General features: G+C 65.1%; 20 protein-coding genes. 6 read left to right on the top strand and 14 right to left on the bottom strand.

Features of this window, described 5'->3' with window-relative positions:
• Positions 1–13: 13 nt before the first annotated feature.
• From A5636_RS21145 to A5636_RS21120, 6 genes are all read right to left on the bottom strand, one after another.
• A complete protein-coding gene (locus A5636_RS21145) occupies positions 14–1,021 on the bottom strand; it encodes a VWA domain-containing protein (protein WP_065160584.1) in 1,008 nt (335 codons plus the stop codon).
• 34 nt (positions 1,022–1,055) lie between these two features.
• Positions 1,056–1,967 (bottom strand): DUF58 domain-containing protein, encoded by a 912-nt coding sequence (locus tag A5636_RS21140; RefSeq protein ID WP_081287913.1) that lies wholly within the window; start codon positions 1,965–1,967, stop codon positions 1,056–1,058.
• 32 nt (positions 1,968–1,999) lie between these two features.
• Positions 2,000–3,124, bottom strand: a complete 1,125-nt coding sequence (moxR1, locus tag A5636_RS21135) for a chaperone MoxR1 (protein WP_065160582.1) — start codon at positions 3,122–3,124, stop codon at positions 2,000–2,002.
• 131 nt (positions 3,125–3,255) lie between these two features.
• On the bottom strand, positions 3,256–3,969 hold the full coding sequence (ripB, locus tag A5636_RS21130) for an NlpC/P60 family peptidoglycan endopeptidase RipB (RefSeq protein WP_065160581.1): 714 nt from the start codon (positions 3,967–3,969) through the stop codon (positions 3,256–3,258).
• A gap of 9 nt (positions 3,970–3,978) precedes the next feature.
• Positions 3,979–5,406 (bottom strand): NlpC/P60 family peptidoglycan endopeptidase RipA, encoded by a 1,428-nt coding sequence (gene ripA / locus A5636_RS21125; RefSeq protein WP_065160580.1) that lies wholly within the window; start codon positions 5,404–5,406, stop codon positions 3,979–3,981.
• 231 nt (positions 5,407–5,637) lie between these two features.
• A complete protein-coding gene (locus A5636_RS21120; RefSeq protein ID WP_065160579.1) occupies positions 5,638–6,192 on the bottom strand; it encodes an Rv1476 family membrane protein in 555 nt (184 codons plus the stop codon).
• A gap of 218 nt (positions 6,193–6,410) precedes the next feature.
• On the opposite strand from A5636_RS21120, the gene A5636_RS21115 reads away from it, so the two are divergent.
• Both A5636_RS21115 and A5636_RS21110 read left to right on the top strand, forming a co-directional pair.
• Positions 6,411–9,233 (top strand): aconitate hydratase, encoded by a 2,823-nt coding sequence (locus A5636_RS21115; RefSeq protein ID WP_155763931.1) that lies wholly within the window; start codon positions 6,411–6,413, stop codon positions 9,231–9,233.
• Between the two features lie 20 nt (positions 9,234–9,253).
• Positions 9,254–9,829: a TetR/AcrR family transcriptional regulator gene (locus A5636_RS21110; protein ID WP_065160577.1), complete on the top strand. Its 576-nt coding sequence runs from the start codon at positions 9,254–9,256 to the stop codon at positions 9,827–9,829.
• A 23-nt stretch (positions 9,830–9,852) separates the two neighbouring features.
• On the opposite strand, the gene A5636_RS21105 is transcribed toward A5636_RS21110, so the two are convergent.
• The 5 genes from A5636_RS21105 to A5636_RS21085 all read right to left on the bottom strand — a co-directional run bounded on the left by A5636_RS21105 (position 9,853) and on the right by A5636_RS21085 (position 15,115).
• Complete coding sequence (locus tag A5636_RS21105) at positions 9,853–10,044, bottom strand: helix-turn-helix domain-containing protein (protein ID WP_065160601.1); 192 nt, start codon at positions 10,042–10,044, stop codon at positions 9,853–9,855.
• A 76-nt stretch (positions 10,045–10,120) separates the two neighbouring features.
• On the bottom strand, positions 10,121–11,749 hold the full coding sequence (locus A5636_RS21100; RefSeq protein WP_065160576.1) for an ABC-F family ATP-binding cassette domain-containing protein: 1,629 nt from the start codon (positions 11,747–11,749) through the stop codon (positions 10,121–10,123).
• Positions 11,750–11,768: 19 nt separating this feature from the next.
• Entirely contained in the window at positions 11,769–12,596 is an 828-nt protein-coding gene (locus A5636_RS21095) for an enoyl-CoA hydratase (protein ID WP_172827281.1), read from the bottom strand.
• A 151-nt stretch (positions 12,597–12,747) separates the two neighbouring features.
• Entirely contained in the window at positions 12,748–13,092 is a 345-nt protein-coding gene (gene trxA, locus A5636_RS21090; RefSeq protein WP_065160599.1) for a thioredoxin, read from the bottom strand.
• A 7-nt stretch (positions 13,093–13,099) separates the two neighbouring features.
• Positions 13,100–15,115 carry a heavy metal translocating P-type ATPase gene (locus A5636_RS21085; protein ID WP_065160600.1) on the bottom strand — a complete coding sequence of 672 codons (2,016 nt, stop codon included), beginning with the start codon at positions 15,113–15,115 and terminating at the stop codon, positions 13,100–13,102.
• A 285-nt stretch (positions 15,116–15,400) separates the two neighbouring features.
• Here A5636_RS21085 and A5636_RS21080 point away from each other — a divergent pair, with 285 nt between their 5' ends.
• The 4 genes from A5636_RS21080 to A5636_RS21065 all read left to right on the top strand — a co-directional run bounded on the left by A5636_RS21080 (position 15,401) and on the right by A5636_RS21065 (position 20,239).
• Positions 15,401–16,330, top strand: coding sequence for a PE family protein (locus tag A5636_RS21080; RefSeq protein ID WP_065160574.1), 930 nt, complete (start codon positions 15,401–15,403; stop codon positions 16,328–16,330).
• Between the two features lie 79 nt (positions 16,331–16,409).
• Positions 16,410–18,239 (top strand): acyl-CoA dehydrogenase, encoded by a 1,830-nt coding sequence (locus A5636_RS21075; RefSeq protein WP_065160598.1) that lies wholly within the window; start codon positions 16,410–16,412, stop codon positions 18,237–18,239.
• A gap of 48 nt (positions 18,240–18,287) precedes the next feature.
• Positions 18,288–19,091 carry an alpha/beta fold hydrolase gene (locus tag A5636_RS21070; protein ID WP_065160573.1) on the top strand — a complete coding sequence of 268 codons (804 nt, stop codon included), beginning with the start codon at positions 18,288–18,290 and terminating at the stop codon, positions 19,089–19,091.
• Positions 19,088–20,239, top strand: a complete 1,152-nt coding sequence (locus A5636_RS21065; RefSeq protein ID WP_065160572.1) for a PP2C family protein-serine/threonine phosphatase — start codon at positions 19,088–19,090, stop codon at positions 20,237–20,239. The genes A5636_RS21070 and A5636_RS21065 overlap by 4 nt, the downstream gene beginning before the upstream one ends.
• Here the strand turns inward: A5636_RS21065 and A5636_RS21060 are convergent.
• The 3 genes from A5636_RS21060 to A5636_RS21050 are packed head-to-tail and all read right to left on the bottom strand — an operon-like array spanning position 20,236 to position 22,318.
• Positions 20,236–20,604, bottom strand: coding sequence for a metal-sulfur cluster assembly factor (locus A5636_RS21060; protein ID WP_065160571.1), 369 nt, complete (start codon positions 20,602–20,604; stop codon positions 20,236–20,238). The genes A5636_RS21065 and A5636_RS21060 overlap by 4 nt on opposite strands.
• Complete coding sequence (sufU, locus tag A5636_RS21055) at positions 20,601–21,068, bottom strand: Fe-S cluster assembly sulfur transfer protein SufU (protein WP_155763930.1); 468 nt, start codon at positions 21,066–21,068, stop codon at positions 20,601–20,603. Before sufU ends, A5636_RS21060 begins: the two co-directional genes overlap by 4 nt.
• Complete coding sequence (locus A5636_RS21050) at positions 21,065–22,318, bottom strand: cysteine desulfurase (protein ID WP_065160569.1); 1,254 nt, start codon at positions 22,316–22,318, stop codon at positions 21,065–21,067. Before A5636_RS21050 ends, sufU begins: the two co-directional genes overlap by 4 nt.

The raw sequence follows: 22,318 nt of genomic DNA, 5'->3' as shown, positions 1-22,318 counted from the left end.
AAAAGCCCAAGACCTACGCGGGCAGGCGCCGGTTGATCAGCAGCGCGGCCAGTCCGGCGATCGCCAACACCAACGCACCCAACCGCAGCCAGCCCACGCTCGCGTCACCCTTGATGGTCTCGTAGCCGATCTGCTGCTGCAGTGAGGCATAGACCGCCTTCAGCTCCGCCAAAGTCGCGGCGTTGTAAGCGTTCCCGCCGGACAACTGCGCAACTTTCTTCAAGGTCTCGTCGTCAACCGGCACCGGCTGACGCTGATCGTTGATCTCCACGAACCCGTACGGCGTGCCGAACGAGATCGTCGAAATCGGCACCCCCTGGTCCTTGGCTGTGCGCGCAGCGGTGAAGGCGCCCTTGGGGTTGTCCGGGTTGGTCGGCATCGTCTCTTTACCGTCGGAGAACAACACGATGCGCGCGGGCGGCGGCGTGTCGCCGCCACCGATCACCGCACCGACCGTGGCGATGGCCTGCAGCGCCGTGAAGATGCCCTCGCCGGTGGCGGTGCGGTCGGCGAACTGCAACTTGTCCAGCGCGGCCTTGGTGGCATCCCGGTTGGTGGTCGGCGAAACCAGCACTGTCGCGGTGCCCGCGTAGGCGATCAAACCGAGGTTGATTCCGGGCGTGAGTTCGTCGGCGAACTGCTTGGCTGCCTCCTGCGCGGCGACCATCCGGTTGGGCTCGACATCGGTGGCGCGCATCGACTGCGACACGTCGATGACCAGCATCACCACCGCGCGGTTGCGCGGGATACGCACGTCGTTCGTCGGGCCCGCCATGGCCACGGTGAACAGCACCAACGAGAGCGCCAACAGAATCGCCGGTACGTGCCGCCAGCGCGAAGGTCGTTTAGGCGCAACGCTTTCCAGCAGCTCCATGTTGGCGAAGCGCAACATCCGCCGCTGCCGCGCCAGCTGCAGAACGACATACAGCGCGACCAGCCCGGCGACGACCAGCAGGAACAGAAAAAACCAGGAGTGTTCGAAGCCGGACAGTGTCATCGGCCCCAGCAACGGCAACGTCATAACAGACCCGTCTCGAGCAAGGGGAGCAATTGCGTCACCGGCGTCCCGCCATCGCTCCGCGCCGGCGGGAGGAGATGAATCGAACGATGTCGGCGATCCAGTCGGAGTCGGTGCGCAGCGTCATCAACGGCGCACCGCAGCCGCGGATGGTGCGGGCCACATCGTCGCGATGCTTTGCCGCGGCTTTGGCGAAATCGGTTTGCAGCTGGGCGTCGATGGTGAATTCGCGCACGACGCCGGACTCGGCGTCCTGCAGCACCACGTCGCCGATGTCGGGCAGTTCGACGTCGCGGGGATCCAGCACCTCGATGGCCAAAACTTCATGACGGGCAGCGATGGCGCGCAGCGGGCGCATCCAGTTGATCGGCCCGAGGAAGTCGCTGATGATCACCGCCATGCCGCGACGGCGTTCGGGCCGGCGCAGGGCGTCGATAGCCGCGGCCAGGTCACCGCGCACCCCGACCGGCGCTTTGGGCGTGGTCGCGATGGTGCGCAGCATCGTGTGGACATGCTCGCGACCCGAACGCGCCGGCACACGAATCATGTTCTCGCCGTTGGAAATGAGCGCACCCAGCCGGTTTCCGCCGCCGACGTTGAGGAACGAGATGGCCGCCGCGGCCGCCACCGCCAAGTCCCGCTTCTCGCAGGTGGACGTGCCGAAGTCCAGGCTGGCCGACATGTCGACCACCAGCCATGTCTCCAGCTCGCGGTCGGCGATCATCTGCCGCACATGGGGGTGGGTGGTGCGCGCGGTGACCGCCCAGTCCATCCGGCGCACGTCGTCACCGGGCTGGTAGACCCGCGACTCACCCGGCTCACTGCCCGGCCCCGGGATTAGACCAAGGTGGTCACCGTGCAGGATGCCGTCCAGCTTGCGGCTGACGGTCAGTTCGAGGGTACGCAGCGCCGCCGACAACTTCGGGTCGTCGATGGTGCCGCGCAGCATCGAGGGCGGATGACGAACCGCCTTCTTATCTGTCACCGACCGCCCGCCGCGGCACCCTGCATCACCGGGCCAACCGAATGTCCTTGCTGCGGAACAGCGTTCACCTGCGGCAGCGCCACCGTCTGCAGGACGCGGTTGATAACGGTCTCAGCGGTGATCTCGTCCGCCAACGCGTCGTAGGTGAGCACCAGTCGGTGTCGCAGCACATCGGGAATGACGTCGATGATGTCCTGCGGGATGACGTAGTCGCGGCCCCGCACCAGGCCCAGCGCCCGGGATGCGGCGATGATGCCCAGCGAAGCACGGGGCGAGGCGCCGAACGCGATCCAGGTCTTGACGTCGTTCATGCCCAGCTGTTCGGGGTGCCGGGTCGCGGTCACCACCCGGACGACGTAGTCGACCAGCGCGTGGTGCACGAAACTGTTGGCCGCGACCGTCTGCAACCGCAGCAGGTCGCCGGTGTCCAGGATCTGCTTGGGCTGCGGCGGGGTCACACCCATCCGGTAGATGATCTCCCGCTCTTCTTCGGGTGACGGGTAGCCCACATTGATCTTGAACAGGAAGCGGTCCCGCTGCGCTTCGGGCAGCGGGTAGACACCTTCTTGTTCGATGGGGTTCTGGGTCGCCATCACCAGGAACGGATTGGGCAGCGGGAAGGTCTTACCGCCGATGGATACGTGCCGTTCGGCCATCACCTCGAGCAGCGCGGACTGGACCTTCGCCGGCGCACGGTTGATCTCGTCGGCGAGCAGGAAGTTGACCACCACCGGTCCGAGTTCGGTGTCGAACTCCTCCTTGCCCTGCCGGTAGATGCGGGTACCGACGATGTCGGTGGGCACCAGGTCCGGGGTGAACTGGATACGGGCGAACGTCCCGCCGACCACGCGCGCGAAGGTCTCGACCGCCAGCGTCTTGGCGACGCCGGGGACACCCTCCAGCAACACGTGCCCCTTGGCGAGCAACCCGACGAGCATGCGCTCTACCAGCTGGTCCTGGCCGACGATGATCCGCTTGACCTCGAAGATTGCCCGCTCGAGGGTGTGTACCTCGGCGGCGAGCCCGTCCGATCCACCGGGAGAGCCACTCACGTGCGCCTCCTGGGTGGGCGGGGCTGAATGCCCCCCCGGACCCGGGTAACCGCCTCCTGCTGATGTCATCAACAACCCTCCACAGCTCATCCCGACACGACTGCCGACCCGACTAACGTCACCGGGCAGCGACGTGCCCGCGTTCAACTATTCCAGGCGTCTGGGGATCCGTCGACGCACGCTCGGGCAGCCCACCTGGCTCAGTACTCGATGATCCTAGTCAGATAGGGCGTCATGCCGGGCTTGCGCACCGGGCTGATCGTGACTTTGCCGGCCAGGCTGGACGCTTCCAGCATCTGTCCGTTGCCCAGATACATGGTGACGTGTTGGCTGCCGTTCGGGCCGTAGAAAATGAGGTCTCCGCGCCTGGCTTCGTTCTGCGGAATGTGGCGCCCGGCGTTGTACTGGTCGCCGGAAAACCGCGGGATCAGCACCCCGACGCCGGCGAAGGCATAGCGCATCAGACCCGAGCAGTCGAAGCCGTTGATGCCGGCGCCGGAATCGACGCCCTTGCTGGGCCCCTCCAGCGAGCCGCCACCCCAGGAGTACGGCACACCCATCTGTGACCCGGCGCGACGGATCACGTGCTCGATGGCCTCCCGCCCGTTTGCCCGCGGAATCCGGCTTCCGCTGGTGTTGGCGGCGGCAGGTGCGGCGTTACCACCCAGGTTGATCCCCAACCCGCTGAGGAATTGCTGACCCAGATTGAGCGTGGTCTGGGTGGCTTGGGCGGTGGCTTGCAGCGAGGCGTTGGCGACCGCGAGCGGGTCACCCGGCGCCCCGGCGCTGATCGCTGCCGGCAGCGTGGGGTCCCACTCGCCCTCAGCCGCGGCCGGAGGGGCCAGAGTGATCAAAAGCCCAGTCACCAAGACGGTGATCCAGGCTAGGGAGAAACGAAATCGCTTGTGACGCATGGATCCTCGTTAATACTCGATGTAGCGGATTACGAAGGGCGTCATGCCGCTGGTGCGCACGGGCGCAGTCCGCACCTTCAGACCGATGTCGGGCGCCTCGAGCATCTGGCCGTTGCCGAGGTAGATGGTCACGTGCTGGCTGCCGCCCGGGCCATAGAAGATGACGTCGCCGCGGCGCATCTGAGCCGTCGGGATTTTGCGGCCGAGGTTGTACTGGGAACCCGAGTAGTGCGGCAGCTTGATGCCGACCCCGGCGAACGAGTACAGCACCAGGCCCGAACAGTCGAAGCCGGTGATGCCGGCCCCGGAGTCGATCCCTTTGCTCGGCCCCGCGGCATTGCCGCCGCCCCAGGAGTACGGCACGCCGATCTGCGCCATGCCGCGACGGATGACGTACTCCGAGGCCTGCCGGCCGTACACCCGGGGGATCCGGCCTGAAGTAGCGCCAGCCCTGGCGTTGGTGATGCCGGTGTCGTCGGGCTTGAGAATCCCCAGTTGCTGCAGGAAATTCTTGCCCATCTGGGCGGTAACCTGCGCCGACGTCGCCGAGTATCCAAGCACCTGATTGACGACGGCGATCGGGTCGCCGGGGATGTTGGCGCTGGGGACCTGCGGCAGCGTGGGGTCCCAGCCGTCCCAGCGGCGTCCGCCGCCGGGGCCGTCGGCGGAGTCCCACATGCCGTTCGGCGGCGCACCCTGTCCGCCTGCCGCTGTCCACGCGACCAGTTGGGCCGCCTGCAGTTTGGCCTCGGCCTGCTCGCGTTCGGCAGCGACGCGGTTGACTTCTTCGCGTTGTTCGTCGAACTTGCGCCGGGTCTCGCCGAGTGCGGCCGCCGCCGCGTCCTGGCTGGCCTTGGCATCGGCGGCGGCCCGGTCGGCCGTCTCTTTGGCCAGTCGCGCCGCCGATTCCTTGTTGACCTGCTCGGTACGGGCGCGCTCCAGCTTCGCCATCACAGTCCTGGAACTCGCGGCCAGGGCTCGGCTGGCGGTGGCCGCGGCAATCATGTCTTCCGGGCTGCGCGCGGTGAGATAACCGTCCGACGGACCATTCATATAAGTGGCCGCGGCGAAGGTGTCGAAGCGGTGTTGCGCCGCGGCGATTGCCGCGTTCGCGTCCTTGACCGCCTGCTGGTGGACCTCGAGTTCGTGGCCGGCCGATTCGGCGCGTTCGCGGGCCTCCTCGACGGCCACCAGAGCTTTGTTGACGCTTTCCTGCTCCATCTCGACCGCTGCGCTGAGATCCTCCAAGCGCTGGTTGGCCTTAGCGACATTGGCGATCAGCACCGCCATCGAGTCAGCGGCAGGGTCCGCCCATGCGACCCCGGAGGCCAACTCGGGAGTGCAGAACAGCAGCGCCGCGCTCAGCACCACCGGGATGGCTGGTCGTACCAGCCTGGTGGCGGTTCGCGAAGCGGAGCGTGGGCGTGTCCGTCTCATACGACTTGGATCTCCTCGAGCTAAATCGGACGGACGGCGTCGGTTTCCACTGGTAGCGCCATTAGCATCACAAGCATCATTCGCACCGTACGTCACAGCTGTCGCTAAAGAAACGCAAGTCACAAATTGCGCTCAGGAAGTGCGTTTACTGTGACCGAACAGTGATCTGTCGGGTTTGCCGCAAAAGGCGGCGGCGTCGCTGTGTTTTAGCGATGAAAGGGCGCGACCTGGCTAAATACCTGATTCGTCCACGCTTGTGACGTTTTCGGCCGATGCAACCGAAGTTGCTGCTTGCCTGTTCCGGAGTTGCATTACGCGACTGCCGACGGCCGCAGCAAACACCACGAGCAGCAAGACAATCGTGAACGCCGTCCAGGGAAACTCAGGGGTGTTGAGTTCGTTCAGAAAGTTCTGCGCGGACTGGGCCGGATTGCCGGTTTTGGAGTGGTCCTCACCAGCCTCGAGCGTCACGCGCGGGTAGTGCGAGCTGTAGCTGCCCACATAGCTGGGACTGAGCACCAGCACCGTGGAATCGGGGTAGTCGGCGCCGACGACCGTCGCGATATCGCGGAGCGGAGTATCGCTGGGCGGGTTGTGGTCGAGCAGGACGATCTTGAGGTTGATGCCGTCGCCGCGGGCCTGGTTGACCACCTCGAGCAGTCCGGGCTCTGTCGACGAGGCCGCGGCGACGCCGTCGACGGCGACCTGCGCCTTGATCGACGCGATGTCGACATCCTGCGGAATGTATTCGGGCAGGAAGGGAATCGTCTGCGGCAAGTCGGTCATGATCTCGCTCCTCTTGTCACGCTGACGTGCCCCCGGCCACGGCCGTCACTCTAGTGTGGCCATCGGTGCGTCGGCCCAGGGGCTTCACACATGGAGCATGCAGGACAAGACTGGCCAGTACGGGTGCTGCCCATTGCAGGACAAGCGTACTGTTAAGGTGGCATCGCATTCGTCGACACGGCCCGTCGGCGAAGAGAACTTAATCTTCGGGAGTTGATGTGACAAGCAAAGGTTCGGTGAATTCGTTCGAAGCTCGCGACACCCTCAAGGTCGGTGACAACAGTTACGAGATTTACCGCCTTGATGCAGTCCCCAACACAGACAAACTCCCCTACAGCCTCAAGGTCCTGGCCGAGAACCTGTTGCGGAACGAAGACGGCAGCAACATCACCAAGGACCACATCGAGGCCATCGCGAACTGGGATCCGGAAGCGGAACCCAGCATCGAAATCCAGTACACCCCGGCCCGGGTGGTCATGCAGGACTTCACCGGCGTGCCCTGCATCGTGGACCTGGCCACCATGCGCGAAGCCGTCGGAGACTTGGGCGGCGACCCCGACAAGGTCAATCCCCTGGCGCCCGCGGACCTGGTGATCGACCACTCGGTGATCGCCGACCTCTTCGGTAGCGCCGACGCCTTCGAGCGCAACGTGGAAATCGAGTACGAGCGCAACGGGGAGCGTTACCAGTTCCTGCGTTGGGGCCAAGGCGCTTTCGACGACTTCAAGGTGGTGCCGCCCGGCACCGGCATCGTGCACCAAGTCAACATCGAATATCTGGCCAGCGTGGTGATGACCCGTGACGGACTCGCCTACCCCGACACCTGCGTGGGCACCGACAGCCACACCACCATGGTCAACGGACTCGGCGTCCTGGGCTGGGGTGTCGGCGGTATCGAGGCCGAGGCGGCGATGCTCGGTCAGCCCGTGTCGATGCTGATCCCGCGGGTCGTCGGATTCAAGTTGACCGGCGAGATCAAGCCCGGTGTCACGGCCACCGACGTCGTGCTGACCGTCACCGAGATGCTGCGCAAGCACGGCGTCGTGGGCAAGTTCGTCGAGTTCTACGGCGAGGGCGTTGCCGAGGTTCCGTTGGCCAACCGTGCCACGCTGGGCAACATGAGCCCCGAATTCGGCTCCACCGCAGCCATTTTCCCGATCGACCAAGAGACCATCGACTACCTGAAGTTCACCGGGCGCAGCGACGAGCAGCTGGCCCTGGTCGAGGCCTACGCCAAAGAGCAAGGCTTGTGGCACAACCCCGAGCGCGAGCCCACGTTCTCCGAGTACCTCGAGTTGGACCTCTCCGAGGTGGTGCCGTCGATCGCCGGACCGAAACGTCCGCAAGACCGGATTCCGCTCTCGAGCGCCAAAGAGACCTTCCGCGAACAGATTTGCGACTACGTCGACAATGGCGGCGGCGACGAGAAGGGGTACTCCAAACTCGACGAGACCGTGGACGAATCGTTCCCGGCCAGCGACCCGGGATCGCCGGACAACGGCCACGCCGACGACGCCCCCGAGGTGCACTCAGCGGCCAAGCACAGCAAGGGCCGGATCACCAGCCCTGTCACGGTGAAGTCCGACGAGCGCGGCGAGTTTGTGCTCGACCACGGTGCGGTGGTGATCGCGGCCATTACGTCGTGCACCAACACCTCGAACCCCGAGGTGATGCTGGGCGCGGCACTGCTGGCCCGCAACGCCGTGGACAAGGGCCTGTCCTCCAAGCCATGGGTGAAGACCACGATGGCACCCGGATCACAGGTAGTCAGCGACTACTACGACAAAGCCGGCCTGTGGCCGTACCTGGAGAAGCTCGGTTTCTACCTGGTCGGTTACGGCTGCACCACCTGCATCGGCAACTCCGGTCCGCTGCCCGAGGAGATCTCAAAGGCGGTGAACGACAACGATCTTGCGGTGACCGCGGTATTGTCCGGCAACCGCAACTTCGAAGGCCGCATCAACCCGGACGTCAAGATGAACTACCTGGCGTCACCGCCGCTGGTGGTGGCCTACGCCCTGGCCGGCACCATGGACTTCGACTTCGAGTCGGACCCATTGGGAACGGACAAAGAGGGCAACGACGTCTTCCTGAAGGACATCTGGCCCTCGCAGAAGGACGTCTCGGACACCATCGCCTCGGCGATCAACCAGGAGATGTTCACCAGCAACTACGCCGACGTTTTCAAGGGCGACGAGCGCTGGCGGAACCTGCCGACGCCGAGCGGCAACACCTTTGAGTGGGACGAAGATTCGACGTATGTGCGCAAACCACCATACTTCGACGGAATGCCCGCCGAACCGGAGCCGGTGGCTGACATTAGCGGAGCCAGAGTGCTTGCGCTGCTGGGCGATTCGGTGACGACCGACCACATCTCTCCCGCCAGCAGCATCAAGCCGGGCACTCCGGCCGCGCAGTATCTCGACGAGCACGGCGTGGAGCGCAAGGACTACAACTCCTTCGGCTCCCGGCGCGGCAACCACGAGGTGATGATCCGCGGCACCTTCGCCAACATCCGGTTGCGCAACATGCTGCTGGACGACGTCTCGGGTGGCTACACCCGCGACTTCACCCAGGATGACGCACCACAGGCGTTCATCTACGACGCGGCGCAAAACTATGCGGAACAAGACATTCCGCTGGTGGTGCTGGGCGGCAAGGAGTATGGATCCGGATCCTCGCGCGACTGGGCGGCCAAGGGCACACGGCTGCTGGGCGTCCGCGCGGTGATAGCCGAGTCGTTCGAGCGCATCCACCGCTCCAACCTGATCGGCATGGGTGTGATCCCGCTGCAGTTCCCCGAAGGCAAGTCCGCGAAGGATATCGGCCTGGACGGGACCGAGGTGTTCGACATCACCGGTATCGAGGAACTCAACGACGGCAAGACGCCGAAAACGGTGAAAGTCAAGGCCAGCAAGGACTCCGGGGATCCGATCGAATTCGACGCGGTGGTGCGGATCGACACCCCCGGTGAAGCCGACTACTACCGCAACGGGGGCATCCTGCAGTACGTGCTGCGCAACATGCTCAAGTCTGGCTAGCGCCCACAGCAGGCCGGCTCGTGCCCAAAGTCAGCGAGGACCATCTGGAGGCCCGGCGCCGTCAGATCCTCGACGGTGCCCGACGCTGTTTCGCCGAATACGGCTATGAGCAAGCCACGGTACGGCGACTGGAGCAGGCGATCGGTATGTCGCGCGGTGCGATCTTCCACCACTACCGGGACAAGGACGCGCTGTTCTTCGCGCTGGCGCGCGAGGACACCCAGCGGATGGCAGAGGTCGCATCGCGCGAGGGGCTCATCCAGGTGATGCGCAACATGCTTGCCACGCCTGAACAGTTCGACTGGTTGGCGACGCGACTGGAGATCGCTCGCAAGCTGCGTCACGACCCCGAGTTCAGCCGGGGCTGGGCCGAGCGGTCTGCGGAACTGGCCGCCGCAACCACCGAACGGTTGCGCCGGCAGAAAGAGGCCAAGCGGGTGCGCGACGACGTGCCCAGCGACGTCTTGCACTGCTATCTGGATCTGGTGCTGGACGGACTGGTGGCCCGGTTGGCCTCCGGTGAGGACCCGCAGCGGCTGGCCGCTGTGCTGGACCTGGTCGAAAACTCTGTTCGCGCAGCCGATCTGAGTGGGTGAAAGCCCGTCGCGTTACACCGCGGTCAGCGGGACCGGGTGCGGTGGTTGGGCCCACCGCGGCCGCGCATCGTGGTGCCCGACTCGCGCAGCATGCTGTGGACTGACCCGTAGGACCGTCCGGTGGTAGCAGCGAGGTTGCGGATGCTGGCCCCTTTTTCGTAGGCGTTGCGCAACTCGTGCAACATCTCGTCGCGGGTCTTCTTGGACTTCCGCATCGGAACCTCCACGGCTATGCCTGACATCCAGGGTAAGAATGCGGCGGCGCCTGCGCGACGCTTTTGCCGAAACCGGTCAGGCCAACTCGATGAGGTCCCGATACTCCTCGGACCAGTAGTCCTCGGTGCCGTCGGGAAGCAGCAGGACGCGCTGCGGGTCGAGCGCCTCCGCTGCCCCGGGGTCGTGCGTCACCAGGACCACCGCACCGTGGTAGCTGCGGAGCGCGTCAAGCACCTGCTCGCGGGAGGCCGGGTCGAGGTTGTTGGTCGGTTCGTCGAGCAGCAACACGTTGGCCGTCGACGCCACCAAACCGGCCAAGGCAAGCCGGGTCTTCTCACCGCCGGACAGCGTGCCGGCGAGCTGGTCGAGTTGCGGTCCGGTGAACATAAAGGCTCCGAGCAAGCCACGCAGGTCTTGTTCGCCCGACTCGGGTGCCGCGTGCCGGATGTTCTGCCATACGGTCGCGTCGTTGTCCAAGGTGTCGTGCTCCTGGGCGAAGTACCCGATCCGCATTCCGTGACCGGGTTCCAGGCCGCCGGTATCGGGAGTTTCGACCCCGGCCAGGACCCGCAGCAAGGTGGTCTTACCGGCACCGTTGAGTCCCAGCACGACTACCCGCGACCCGCGGTCGATGGCCAGGTCGAGGCCGGTGAACACCTCGAGTGATCCGTAGGTCTTGCTCAGTCCCTTGGCCACCAGCGGGGTGCGGCCGCACGGCGCCGGAGTCGGGAATTTGATGCGGGCGACCTTGTCGGCCACACGTTCCTCGTCGAGCGCCGCCATCATGCGATCGGCACGACGCAACATGTTCTGCGCCGCAACGGCTTTGGTGGCTTTGGCACCCAATTTGGCGGCCTGGGTGCGCAGCGCGGCGGCCTTACGTTCGGCGTTGGCGCGTTCCCGGCGACGACGCTGCTCATCGGTCGCGCGGGCATCGAGGTATTTCTGCCAGGTCATGTTGTAGACATCGGCCTCACCGCGCACCGCGTCGAGGAACCAGACCCGGTTGACGACGTCGGCAAGCAGGTCAACGTTGTGGCTGATGATGACCAGACCGCCGGTGTGGGCCCGCAGGAAGTCGCGGAGCCAGCCGACCGAATCGGCGTCGAGATGGTTAGTCGGCTCGTCCAGCAACAGCGTGGTGGATGATCCGGCTCCGCTGTCCGACGCGGCGAACAGAATGCGGGCCAGCTCGACGCGGCGGCGCTGACCGCCGGACAGGGTGCGTAGTTGCTGCGTCAGGACCCGCTCGGGTAAGCCGAGACTGGCGCAAATGCGCCCGGCTTCGCTCTCGGCGCCGTAGCCACCGAGCGCGACGAACTGCTCCTCGAGTTGGCCGTAGCGACGGATGGCCCGGTCGCGGGCGTCGTCGTCGGCCACCTCGGCCATCAAAGCCTGCTGCTTCTCGAGATCGGTGAGCAGCGCATCCAGGCCTCGGGCCGACAGCACCCGGTCGCGGGCCAGCACGTCCAGGTCGCCCTCTCGGGGGTCCTGTGGCAGGTAGCCGACTTCGCCCTTGCGCGTGACCGAACCGGCGTACGGTTGGCCCTCCCCCGCGAGGATGCGCAGCGTCGTCGTCTTGCCAGCGCCGTTGCGCCCGACCAGCCCGATCCGGTCGCCGGGCTGCACACGAAGATCGGGGCCGTCGGGTGAGAGCAGGATGCGCGCGCCAGCGCGGACCTCGAGGCCCGTAGCCGTGATCACATTCGCTCCCTAATTGGTCTTACTTGTCGTCGGTGAATACCGGCGGGCGCTTCTCTGCGCGTGCGGCAACCGCTTCTTCGAAATTGGAGGTGAGCAGACGGACGAAAAGCTGTCCCAGGCCCTCAGCCTGCATGTGCCCCTCAAGGCTGCCGGCGTCCAGTCCACTCCACAACGTGCGTTTGGTCAACTCGATTCCCGGGCGGGAGAACGCCGCAATGCGCGCGCCGATGGCATAACAGGTGTCGAGCAACTGCGCGGAGGGCACCTGACACGACACCAAGCCGATCCGCTCCGCCTCCTCGGCCGTCACATCCCGGCCGGTCAGCATGATCTCGAAGGCGCGCGATGCCCCGATGGCTCTGGGCAGCAGATAGCTCAGACCCAACTCGCTGGCGGTGAGACCGTTGTTGATGCCTGCTGCCCGGAAATAGGCGTTGGTTGAGGCCACCCGGATATCGGCCGCAAGCGCCAGACACAGCCCCCCACCGATGGCTGCGCCGTTGACCGCGGCAATGACGGGTTGGTGTAGCCGTCGCAACGCCAGAATGATGTCGTCGAGCAACTCCATCGACCGCAGCGCGTAAGTCGGCCGGGTCAGTTCCTCGACGTGTGGGACGGAGCCCGCGGATTTGTGGTCGGCACCCGAGGAGAATCCGCGACCGGCGCCGGTGAGCACCACCACTCGCACCGAGTTGTCGTAGGTGACCTGCTCGAGGGTTTCCTTCAGCGGCACCATGACGTCGAACGCCATGGAATTCATGCGCTCCGGGCGATTCAGCGTGATCAAAGCAATCTCAGGCCGCGGGTGTTCCAGGAGGACCAAACTCACCGTTGAACGGTAACGCAGGCCGCCTTCAGGTTCGCGAGCGTAACGCCACTGCCAGATTCGGCCCCGGAAATCGCAGCCAGGTTACGCTCGCGGTCGACTGGGGAGGCCGCGGCCCGACCTGGGGAGGCCGCGGCCCAACCAAGGCGGCGCAACCGCCGCCTCCGCCGGGTCAGACTTCGGTTACCGCGTCGACGTCGTAGGCCTTGAGCTGTTGGACCAGCTCTTCCAGCGCCGCTGGGGGCAGCGCCCCGGGCTGGTTGAACAGCAACTTGCCCTTTTTGAACGCCATCAGCGTCGGGATCGAGCGAATTTGAGCGGCCGCGGCCAGCTCCTGCTCGGCCTCGGTGTCGACCTTGGCAAACACCACATCGGGGTGGTTCTCCGAGGCGGCCTTGAACGTCGGCGCGAATGCGCGACACGGGCCGCACCACGAAGCCCAGAAGTCAACCAGCACCATGTCGTTACCGTTGACGGTTTCATTGAATTGCGAAGCAGTCAGATCTTGAGTCGTCACAATTGCCTCAACGCCTGCGTCCCGGTCCTTGTTCCCCGGCCGGTCGCGTTCCAGCAAACCCAGCGGCCGCAGCTCGCCAGCTCCGGTCGGTGAGTAGGCGCATACCGTTCAACGCCACCAGCAGCGTGGATCCCTCGTGACCGGCGACCCCTAGGGGCAACGGAAGTTCTCCGAACAGGTCCCACAGCACGAGCACCGCGATGAAGCTGCCGGCGATAGCGACGTTGGCCATCACCACTCGGCGCGCCTGCCGAGCCAATCCGATGATCGTCGGGATGGTATGCAACTCGTCGCCGACCGTGACGCCGTCGGCGGTCTGCAGGGTCAGGTCGGCGCCGGCACCCATGGCCACGGACGCGCACGCGGCGGCCATCGCGGGCGCGTCATTGACGCCGTCACCGACCAGGAGCACTCGGTGGCCTGCGGCCTGCAGTTCGCGCACCGCCTCAACTTTCGCCGCGGGAAGCAATGCGGCGCGCACATCGGTAATGCCGGTCTGCTGCGCGATTCGTTGCGCAGCGGGGCGGTTGTCGCCGGTCAACAACACCGGCGGTGCCGAGGTCAACGCGGTCAGGGCCGAAACCGAGGCAGCGGCATCGGCACGAATCTGATCGGTGAGTCCGAGCACTCCGGCAGCCACCCCGTTGACCACCACGACGGCGGCGGTGGCACCGGCTTCTACCAGCGGTCCCAGTTCGACAGGAGGGATTCCGCGGTAGCCGTGCGGACTGCACACCTCGACGAAGTCGTGCCCGACGATCGCGCGCACACCACGCCCAGGTACGGCCCGGAAGTCTTCGGCGACGGGAATGGATATTCCGCGCCGACGAGCCTCGTCGACAACCGCTCGGCCCAACGGATGCTCACTGAATTGCTCTGCGGCAGCTGCCAATCGGAGCATCGTCGGCGCATCGAACAACTCGGGTTGCAATGCTTTGACGATGGTGACCCGCGGTGTCCCGCAGGTGAGCGTGCCCGTCTTGTCCAATGCGACAATGCTGGCTCCGGCGAGGCGCTCCATGACCACCGCACCCTTGACGAGAACTCCGTGCCGGCCCGCGTTGGCGACTGCGGACAGCAGCGGCGGCATGGTGGCCAGCACCAGCGCGCACGGTGAGGCAACAATCATGAAAGTCATGGCGCGCAACAAAACTGACTGAAGCGGGTAGCCCAGCAGCGGCGGTACGGTGATGAGCGCAAGGGTCGCGGCGACTACCGCTATCGAATAACGCTGTTCGATTTTCTCAATGAACAGTTGAGTTTTCGCCTTGGTAGCAGACGCTTCGGACACCAACTGGACCATCCGCGCGACGACACTGCGCGAAGGATCGTGAGTGACGACGAGGTGCAAAACACCCGACCCGTTGACCGTGCCCGCGAACACCTCGTCCCCGGCCGCTTTGGCAATCGGCATCGATTCACCGGTGACGGAGCGCTGGTCGACTTCGGAGGATCCCGAAAGCACTGCACCGTCGGCCGGGATCCGCTCCCCGGGCCGGACCACTACGCGATCGCCCACGACTAACTCGTCAGCCGGGACCACCCGCTCAGCGCCGTTGCAATCCACGACGACGGCTTGATCGGGCGTCAGGCCCAGCAGTCGCTTGATGGAATCCGCGGTGTGCTTGGTGGCGACCTCGTCAAGAGCGCCGGAGGTCGCGAAGATCACGATCAGTAAGGCGCCGTCGAAGATCTGGCCGATGGCCGCCGCTCCGATCGCGGCAACGATCATCAGCAGATCCACGTCGAGCGCCTTGTTGCGCAGCGCCTGTGTCCCGGCCCACGCTGGGCCCCAGCCCCCGGCCGCATAGCAGGTCAGATACAACGCCCAATACACCACCGGTGTTGTCCCGTTGAGTTGCGCCACGGCACCGGCCAAGAACAGTGCCAGCGCAACGGCCGCCCAGCGCACTGACAGCACCGACCACAACGCTGCAGCCCAAACCGACGGCCGTGCAACGGTATTCGCGTCGCAAGTGATCGAGGCCTCGGGAGCGGTTATGTCGATTGCGGTCAGGGTCATTCCAGCGGCCTCATACATTTGGAGTTCGTCAGGTTGCACCGAGTCTATTGAGGCGGACACCCCCGGAGGTCTCGGTTGTATCTCCGTATGTCATTGAATTGGCCTCTGGCACAGAGGGATATCAGTTTCGTGCCGGAAGGGACAGGGATATGCCGACCGACCCGGCCGGGATCCCACTCTGACCACGCCGAACCCCTCGAAACTGAGCCAAAAATTCTGCGTTCATCGCTGCGGAATGGAGTTACGATTCATCCGTTGCGGACTCTTCGCTGCTGGAGGTGCGGGATGTCGTTCGTCGTCGCAAATACCGATTTCGTGTCACAGGCGGCCGGAAACTTGTCCCGCGTCGGTGCAGTGATCAGCGAAGCTAACTCGGCGGCCGCGGCGCAGACCACCGCGGTGGCGGCTGCGGGCGCCGATGAAGTGTCCAGAGCCGTCGCGGCGGTCTTCGGCGGTTACGCCCAGGGTTATCAGTCGCTGAGCTCCCAAATCTCGGCTTTCCATGAGCAATTCGCGCGAAACCTGGCTGGCGGCGCGGGTGCCTACGCCCTCGCGGAGGCCACGAATATCGGTCCCCTGCAACCGGTTCTCGACGCGATCAACGCGCCGGCGCGAACGCTCTTCAACCGGCCACTTATCGGCAATGGCGCCGATGGGACCGCGGCACGACCGAACGGTGAGGCCGGCGGAATCCTGTTCGGCAATGGTGGCAACGGGGTGAACGGCGGCAGCGGCGGTTCCGCCCTGTTCTTCGGCAGTGGTGGAGCCGGCGGTCAAGGCGTTCCCGGCGGGTCCGGTGGAGCAGGCGGCACCGGCGGGTTCTTCTACGGCAACGGCGGTGCCGGTGGCGCGGGCTTCGCCGGCGGCGGGGCAGGCGGCAGAGCCTGGCTGTTTGGCAACGGCGGGGCAGGTGGAAGCTCTCTCTCATTCGGAGGTGGCGGAAGCGGCGGCGCCGGCGGATTCCTCGTCGGGAATGGCGGTGCAGGCGGTGGCGGGGGTAGCACCAGCAACGGCGGTTTCGGCGGCCAGGCTGGATTGATCGGCGACGGTGGGGACGGCGGCAGGGGCGGGCTCCTCAGCGGCAGCGGCGGTGCCGGCGGCAACGCGCTCCTGGTCGGCAACGGCGGCGACGGTGGAGGCGCCACCATCGGCAGCACGCCTGGCCCCGGTGGCACTCGCGGGTTGTTGTTCGGCCAGAACGGCGCCAACGGTTAGTAGCTCTTACTTACGGTTGCGTACGTTTTTCCACCTCGGGAACACTGAGGACCCACCAGCCTGAGTGGAAGGAACCGCAGTGGGGCACTACATCGCCAACGTTCGGGATCTCGAGTTCAACTTGCTGGAGGTGCTCGACATAGGCGCCGTCCTGGGAACAGGGCGCTACGCCGATCTGGATGTCGACACGGTCCGCACGATCCTGTCCGAAGCGTCCCGGTTGGCCGAAGGACCTGTCGCCGAAACCTTTGCCTTCGCTGACCGCAACCCGCCGGTGTTCGACCCGGCGACACACAGCATCAGCGTGGCTCCGGAACTGGTCAAGACGGTCCAGGCGATCAAGGACGCCGAGTGGTGGCGCCTGGGCATGGCCGAGGAGATCGGCGGCATGGCCGCTCCCCCGCCGTTGACGTGGGCCGTCAACGAGATGATCTACTGCGCCAACCCGTCGGTGTGCTTCTTCAACCTGGGCCCGGTGTTCGCGCAGTCGCTTTTCGTCGAAGGCGACGAGGAACAAAAGCGTTGGGCCGCAATGGGAATCGAGCGCGGATGGCAAGCCACCATGGTTCTGACCGAGCCTGATGCTGGCTCCGACGTGGGTGCCGGGCGCGCAAAAGCGATCGAACAGCCAGACGGCACTTGGCATATCGAGGGCGTGAAGCGGTTTATCTCCGGCGGCGACGTCGGCGACACCGCCGAGAACATCTTCCACCTGGTGCTGGCGCGGCCCGAGGGCGCCGGTCCCGGCACGAAGGGCCTCAGCCTGTTCTACGTGCCCAACTACCTGTTCGACCCCGACACCGGTGAAATCGGTGCCCGCAACGGCGTATACGTCACCGGACTCGAACACAAGATGGGCCTGAAATCCTCTCCTACGTGTGAACTCACCTTCGGCGCCACCGACGTGCCCGCCGTCGGATATCTGGTCGGCGGGGTGCACAACGGGATCGCGCAAATGTTCACCGTCATCGAAAACGCACGGATGACAATCGGCGTCAAAGCCGCCGGCACCCTGTCCACCGGTTACCTCAACGCGCTCGCCTACGCCAAGGAACGTATACAGGGCGCGGACCTGACACAGATGACCGACAAGACCGCGCCGCGGGTGACGATCATGCATCACCCCGACGTCCGTCGCAGTTTGATGACTCAGAAGGCCTACGCCGAGGGCCTGCGTGCCCTCTACCTGTACGCCGCCGCACACCAGGATGACGCTGTGGCAGAACATGTTTCGGGTGCCGATCACGCTATGGCACACCGCGTCGACGATCTATTGCTGCCCATCGTCAAAGGCGTGGGATCCGAGCGGGCCTATGAGATTCTCACCGAGTCGCTACAGACGCTGGGCGGCTCGGGATTCCTCACCGACTATCCCCTCGAGCAGTACATCCGCGACTCCAAAATCGACTCGCTGTATGAGGGCACCACCGCCATTCAGGCGCTGGATCTCTTCTTCCGCAAGGTCGTGCGCGACCACGGCCAGGCGCTGCAGCATGTGACAACCCAGATCAACAACACGCTCGAGAATGTCGACGAATCGCTGAAAGATCAAGCCGAATTGGTCCAGGCCGCACTGGAAGACGTCACCGGCATGACAGGCGCGCTGATGGGCTACCTGATGTCGGCCGCCCAACACCCCACCGACATCTACAAAGTGGGCCTGGGCTCGGTGCGCTATCTGCTTTCCGTCGGCGACCTGCTGATCGGCTGGCGGCTACTGGCCCAGGCGAACGTGGCGCAGGCGGCACTGGCGAACGAACCGTCGGACAGCGACAAGGCGTTCTATCAGGGCAAGGTCGCGGTGTCGGCGTTCTTCTCCAAGAACGTGCTGCCCAAGCTCGCCGGTGTGCGCAGCGTGGTCGAGCACCTCGACGACGAAATCATGCGCATGCCCGAGGACGCTTTCTAAACCCCGCCGACGGGCCGCCCTTTCGGTGGTCCGTGAAACAATGCCGACATGGATGTTCGCGTCCGCAACAATGTCAACATAGTCGGGATCGATGACGCCCCAACAGTAATGCTTGCTCACGGGTTCGGTTGTGACCAGGCAATGTGGCATCGGGTCACCGCGGCATTGAGCGGGCGGTTTCGCATCGTGCTGTTTGATCACGTCGGCTCGGGCAATGCCGACCCGGCCGCCTGGGATCCCATTCGCTACGCCACCCTCGACAGCTACGCGAGCGACATCCTCGACATCGTCGACGGATTAGAACTACGTGACACGGTCTTCGTGGGACATTCGGTGGCCGCGATGATGGGCGTGCTCGCCGCCGCCGCCCGGCCGTCCGCCTTCGCAAAACTTGTCCTGGTGACGCCCTCGCCGTGTTACATCGACGACGGCGACTACCGCGGCGGTTTCAGTCGCGCCGACATCGACGACCTGCTCGACTCACTGGAGAGCAACTACCTTGGCTGGTCGCGGGCCATCGCATCGACCATCGCGGGCAACCCTGAGCGCCCCGAGTTGTCGGAGGAACTCGCCGAGACGTTCTGCCGCACCGACCCGGCCTGCGCGAAAGTGTTCGCCCGCACGACGTTTCTGTCCGACAACCGCGGGGACTTGGCAAAGGTGTCGTTGCCCACGTTGATCCTCGAGTGTGCCGAGGACGTGATCGCTCCGACCGGCGTTGGCGCGTACGTCGCCAGCCAGATCTCCGGCAGCAAGCTGGTGACCCTGGACACGACCGGCCACTGCCCCCAGCTGAGCGCACCGGAATCCACGGCAGCCGAGATCGCTTCATTCGTCGACGGGCCGACATGACGGGTTACCGGCCCGAAGGGTTTTTCGACAAGGCGCCTTGTGGGTTGGTGTGCGCAACCCCGGATCGGCGCATCCTGGCAGTCAACCGCACGCTCACCGAATGGCTGGGAATTCCCGCCGACGAGTTGATCGGCCGACGATTCACCGAGCTGTTCAGCGCCGGCGCTCGCATTCATTACGAGACACATTTCGCACCGTTACTACAGGTCAACGGCACGGTCGCGGAAATGGCAATGGACCTGGTGAAGGCAGACGAGACCCGGCTGCCCGCATTGATCACCCTGAACGTAGAGGCTGGGGACAACGGCTCCCCCGAGGTCGTTCGGCTGGCCATCCACGACGCACGCAAACGCCGCTCCTACGAGCGGGAACTGCTCGACGAACGGCGTCGCGCCGAGGCCGAGCGCTCCCGAGCGCAGCTGTTGGCCTCCACCCTGCAGCGTTCACTGCTGCCACCGTTGCTGTCCCCGCCGTCGTGGTTACAGGCGGCATCGCACTATCACGCCGCATCCGACGATGTGGGCGGTGACTTCTACGACCTGTACCCGCTGTCGACAGACACCTGGGGATTCTTCCTGGGCGACGTGGCGGGTAAGGGTGCCTCGGCCGCCGTGGTGACGTCCCTGACGCGCTACACACTGCGCGCGGCCGCGGTGATGAACGCCGACCCCGTGTCGGTGTTGCACACGCTGAACAGCGTCCTGGGCCAGCACCTGCCCGGCGACGCGAGCGCTTTCGCCACGGTGATCGTCGGGACCTTGCGTCCCACTGAGCACGGTGTGGATGTGCACCTCGCCAGCGGCGGGCATCCACCCGCGCTGCGTCTGGACTCAAGCGGTACCGCCAGCGAGATATCGACGGCAGGTGGCCAAGCGGTAGGCATGCTGAGCAAGCCGGAATTCGTCGCTACCCGCTTTGTACTGGGTCCCGGCGACACAATGCTGCTTTACACCGACGGTCTGACCGAGGCCCGCATCGGTACCGGCCCACAACGCTATGACGACGACTATGCGTTGCGTCGTTTCGCCCAGATCCACGCGCCGTCGAGTGCCTCGGGAATCATCGTGTCGCTGCGCGAGCTGCTCGCCGAGCTCGGGCCAGGGGTCGAGGACGACGTCGCCCTGTTGGCGCTAGGTGTCCCGGTCTAGACGGTGAAACCGAGGGCCCGCAGCTGTTCGCGGCCCTCTTCGGTGATCTTGTCCGGACCCCAAGGTGGATTCCAGACCCAGTTGATTCGGATCTCGTCGACCAGGCCCGCACCCACCAGGGCGGAACGCGATTGGTCCTCGATGACGTCGGTGAGTGGGCACGCCGGAGAGGTCAGAGTCATGTCGATGAGCGCGATGGTTCCCTCGTCGCCCTCTTCGAGATTCAGTCCGTAGACCAACCCGAGGTCGACGACGTTGATACCGAGTTCCGGATCGACCACGTCGCGCATGGCCTCCTCCAGATCGGCGAGGAAATTCTGGTCGGTGGCGCTTGTTTCACTGCCGGGCACCGTGGTTTCGCTCATTGATCAACCTCCTCGAACACTGCGTGGGCCTGCACCAGGGCGTCTTTGAAAGCCATCCAGCCGAGTAACGCACATTTCACTCGCGCCGGATACTTGGCTACTCCTGCGAACGCTACTCCGTCACCCAGAACATCCTCGTCACCCTGCACGTTCCCGCGCGAGGAGATCATCGCCGTGAACGCGTCGAGGGTCTCGAGTGCCTGCGGGACGGTTTGGCCGATGACCTGCTCGGTCAGCACCGACGTCGAGGCCTGACTGATCGAGCAACCCTGCCCGTCGTAGGAGATGTCCGAGATAGTCACACCGTCGTCGGAAAGCGCGACCCGCAGCGTGACTTCGTCACCGCACACCGGGTTGACGTGGAACACTTCGGCGGCAAACGGTTCGCGCAACCCGCGGTGATGCGGATGCTTGTAATGGTCCAGGATCACGTCCTGGTAAATCTGCTCGAGTCGCAACGTCAGGTTCTTCCGAAGAATTCGATGGACCGTCGCACGCCGGCCACCAATCGGTCGACTTCCTCGGCGGTGTTGTAGACCGCGAACGACGCCCGCGCGGTGGCCGCCAGGCCGAACCTGCGGTGCAACGGCAATGCGCAGTGGTGCCCGACGCGCACGGCGACACCCTCGTCATCGAGCACCTGACCGACGTCGTGGGCGTGCACTCCGTCGACCACAAATGCCACCGGCGACCCGCGGTCCTCCATGCTGGCGGGACCCAGGATGCGGACACCGTCGATGCCGGACAGGCTCTCGACGGCTTGGGCCACCAAGTCACGCTCGTGCGCCTCGACGGCGTCCATCCCGATCGCGCTGAGATAGCGCGCCGCGGCGGCCAGACCGACCACCTGCGAGGTCATCGGAGTGCCGGCTTCGAAACGTTGCGGCACCGGTGCGTAGGTGGAGGTCTCCATGGTGACCGATTCGATCATCGACCCGCCGGTGATGAACGGCGGCAGCGAGCTCAACAACTCCCGACGGCCGTACAGTACGCCGATCCCGTTGGGCCCCAGCATCTTATGCCCGGAAAATGCTGCGAAATCGACGTCGAGTTCGTGGAAGTCGACCGGCCTGTGAGGAACCGACTGGCAGGCATCCAGGACAGTCAGTGCGCCAACGGATTTAGCACGCGCGACCAGATCAGCCACCGGCGCCAGCGCACCGGTCACGTTCGAATGATGGCTGAAGGCAACGACCTTGACGTTCCCCTTGAGTTCCAGCGAGTCCAGATCGATACGGCCGTCCTCGGTGACTCCGAACCACTTCAGCGTGGCGCCGGTGCGGCGGGCCAGCTCCTGCCAGGGGACCAAGTTCGCGTGGTGCTCGAGTTCGGTGGTCACGATCACGTCACCGGGCCCCACCGCACGGTCGAAACGACTGTCCCCCAACACATACGACACCAGGTTCAGCGATTCGGTGGCGTTCTTGGTGAAGACCAGTTCGTCCGAGTCAGCCCCGACGAAGGCGGCGATGTCGGCTCGACCCTGCTCGTACGCGTCGGTGGCTTCTTCCATCAGCTGGTGTGCACCACGGTGCACTCCCCCGTTGGCGGTGAGCAGGAAATCGCGTTCGGCATCAAGTACCTGCAGCGGCCGCTGCGATGTCGCCCCGGAATCCAGGTACGCCAATTGGTTCCCGCTACGCATGACACGTTTGAGGATCGGGAAATCAGCGCGGATGGCTGCCAGATCCAACGGACTCACCGAAGCGGTCAC

The organism is Mycobacterium asiaticum, from assembly GCF_001673315.1.
GTDB classification, from domain to species: domain Bacteria; phylum Actinomycetota; class Actinomycetes; order Mycobacteriales; family Mycobacteriaceae; genus Mycobacterium; species Mycobacterium asiaticum_B.
This window is presented reverse-complemented; position numbering and strand designations above follow the sequence as displayed.

What these genes read in the sequence shown, in the direction of transcription:
- A5636_RS21145 (WP_065160584.1), bottom strand. Translation starts at nt 1,021, where the DNA reads ATGACGTTGCCGTTGCTGGGGCCGATGACACTGTCCGGCTTCGAACAC.
- A5636_RS21140 (WP_081287913.1), bottom strand. Translation starts at nt 1,967, where the DNA reads ATGCTGCGCGGCACCATCGACGACCCGAAGTTGTCGGCGGCGCTGCGT.
- moxR1 (WP_065160582.1), bottom strand. Translation starts at nt 3,124, where the DNA reads ATGACATCAGCAGGAGGCGGTTACCCGGGTCCGGGGGGGCATTCAGCC.
- ripB (WP_065160581.1), bottom strand. Translation starts at nt 3,969, where the DNA reads ATGCGTCACAAGCGATTTCGTTTCTCCCTAGCCTGGATCACCGTCTTG.
- ripA (WP_065160580.1), bottom strand. Translation starts at nt 5,406, where the DNA reads ATGAGACGGACACGCCCACGCTCCGCTTCGCGAACCGCCACCAGGCTG.
- A5636_RS21120 (WP_065160579.1), bottom strand. Translation starts at nt 6,192, where the DNA reads ATGACCGACTTGCCGCAGACGATTCCCTTCCTGCCCGAATACATTCCG.
- A5636_RS21105 (WP_065160601.1), bottom strand. Translation starts at nt 10,044, where the DNA reads ATGCGGAAGTCCAAGAAGACCCGCGACGAGATGTTGCACGAGTTGCGC.
- A5636_RS21085 (WP_065160600.1), bottom strand. Translation starts at nt 15,115, where the DNA reads ATGACCCTGACCGCAATCGACATAACCGCTCCCGAGGCCTCGATCACT.
- A5636_RS21080 (WP_065160574.1), top strand. Translation starts at nt 15,401, where the DNA reads ATGTCGTTCGTCGTCGCAAATACCGATTTCGTGTCACAGGCGGCCGGA.
- A5636_RS21070 (WP_065160573.1), top strand. Translation starts at nt 18,288, where the DNA reads ATGGATGTTCGCGTCCGCAACAATGTCAACATAGTCGGGATCGATGAC.
- A5636_RS21065 (WP_065160572.1), top strand. Translation starts at nt 19,088, where the DNA reads ATGACGGGTTACCGGCCCGAAGGGTTTTTCGACAAGGCGCCTTGTGGG.
- A5636_RS21060 (WP_065160571.1), bottom strand. Translation starts at nt 20,604, where the DNA reads ATGAGCGAAACCACGGTGCCCGGCAGTGAAACAAGCGCCACCGACCAG.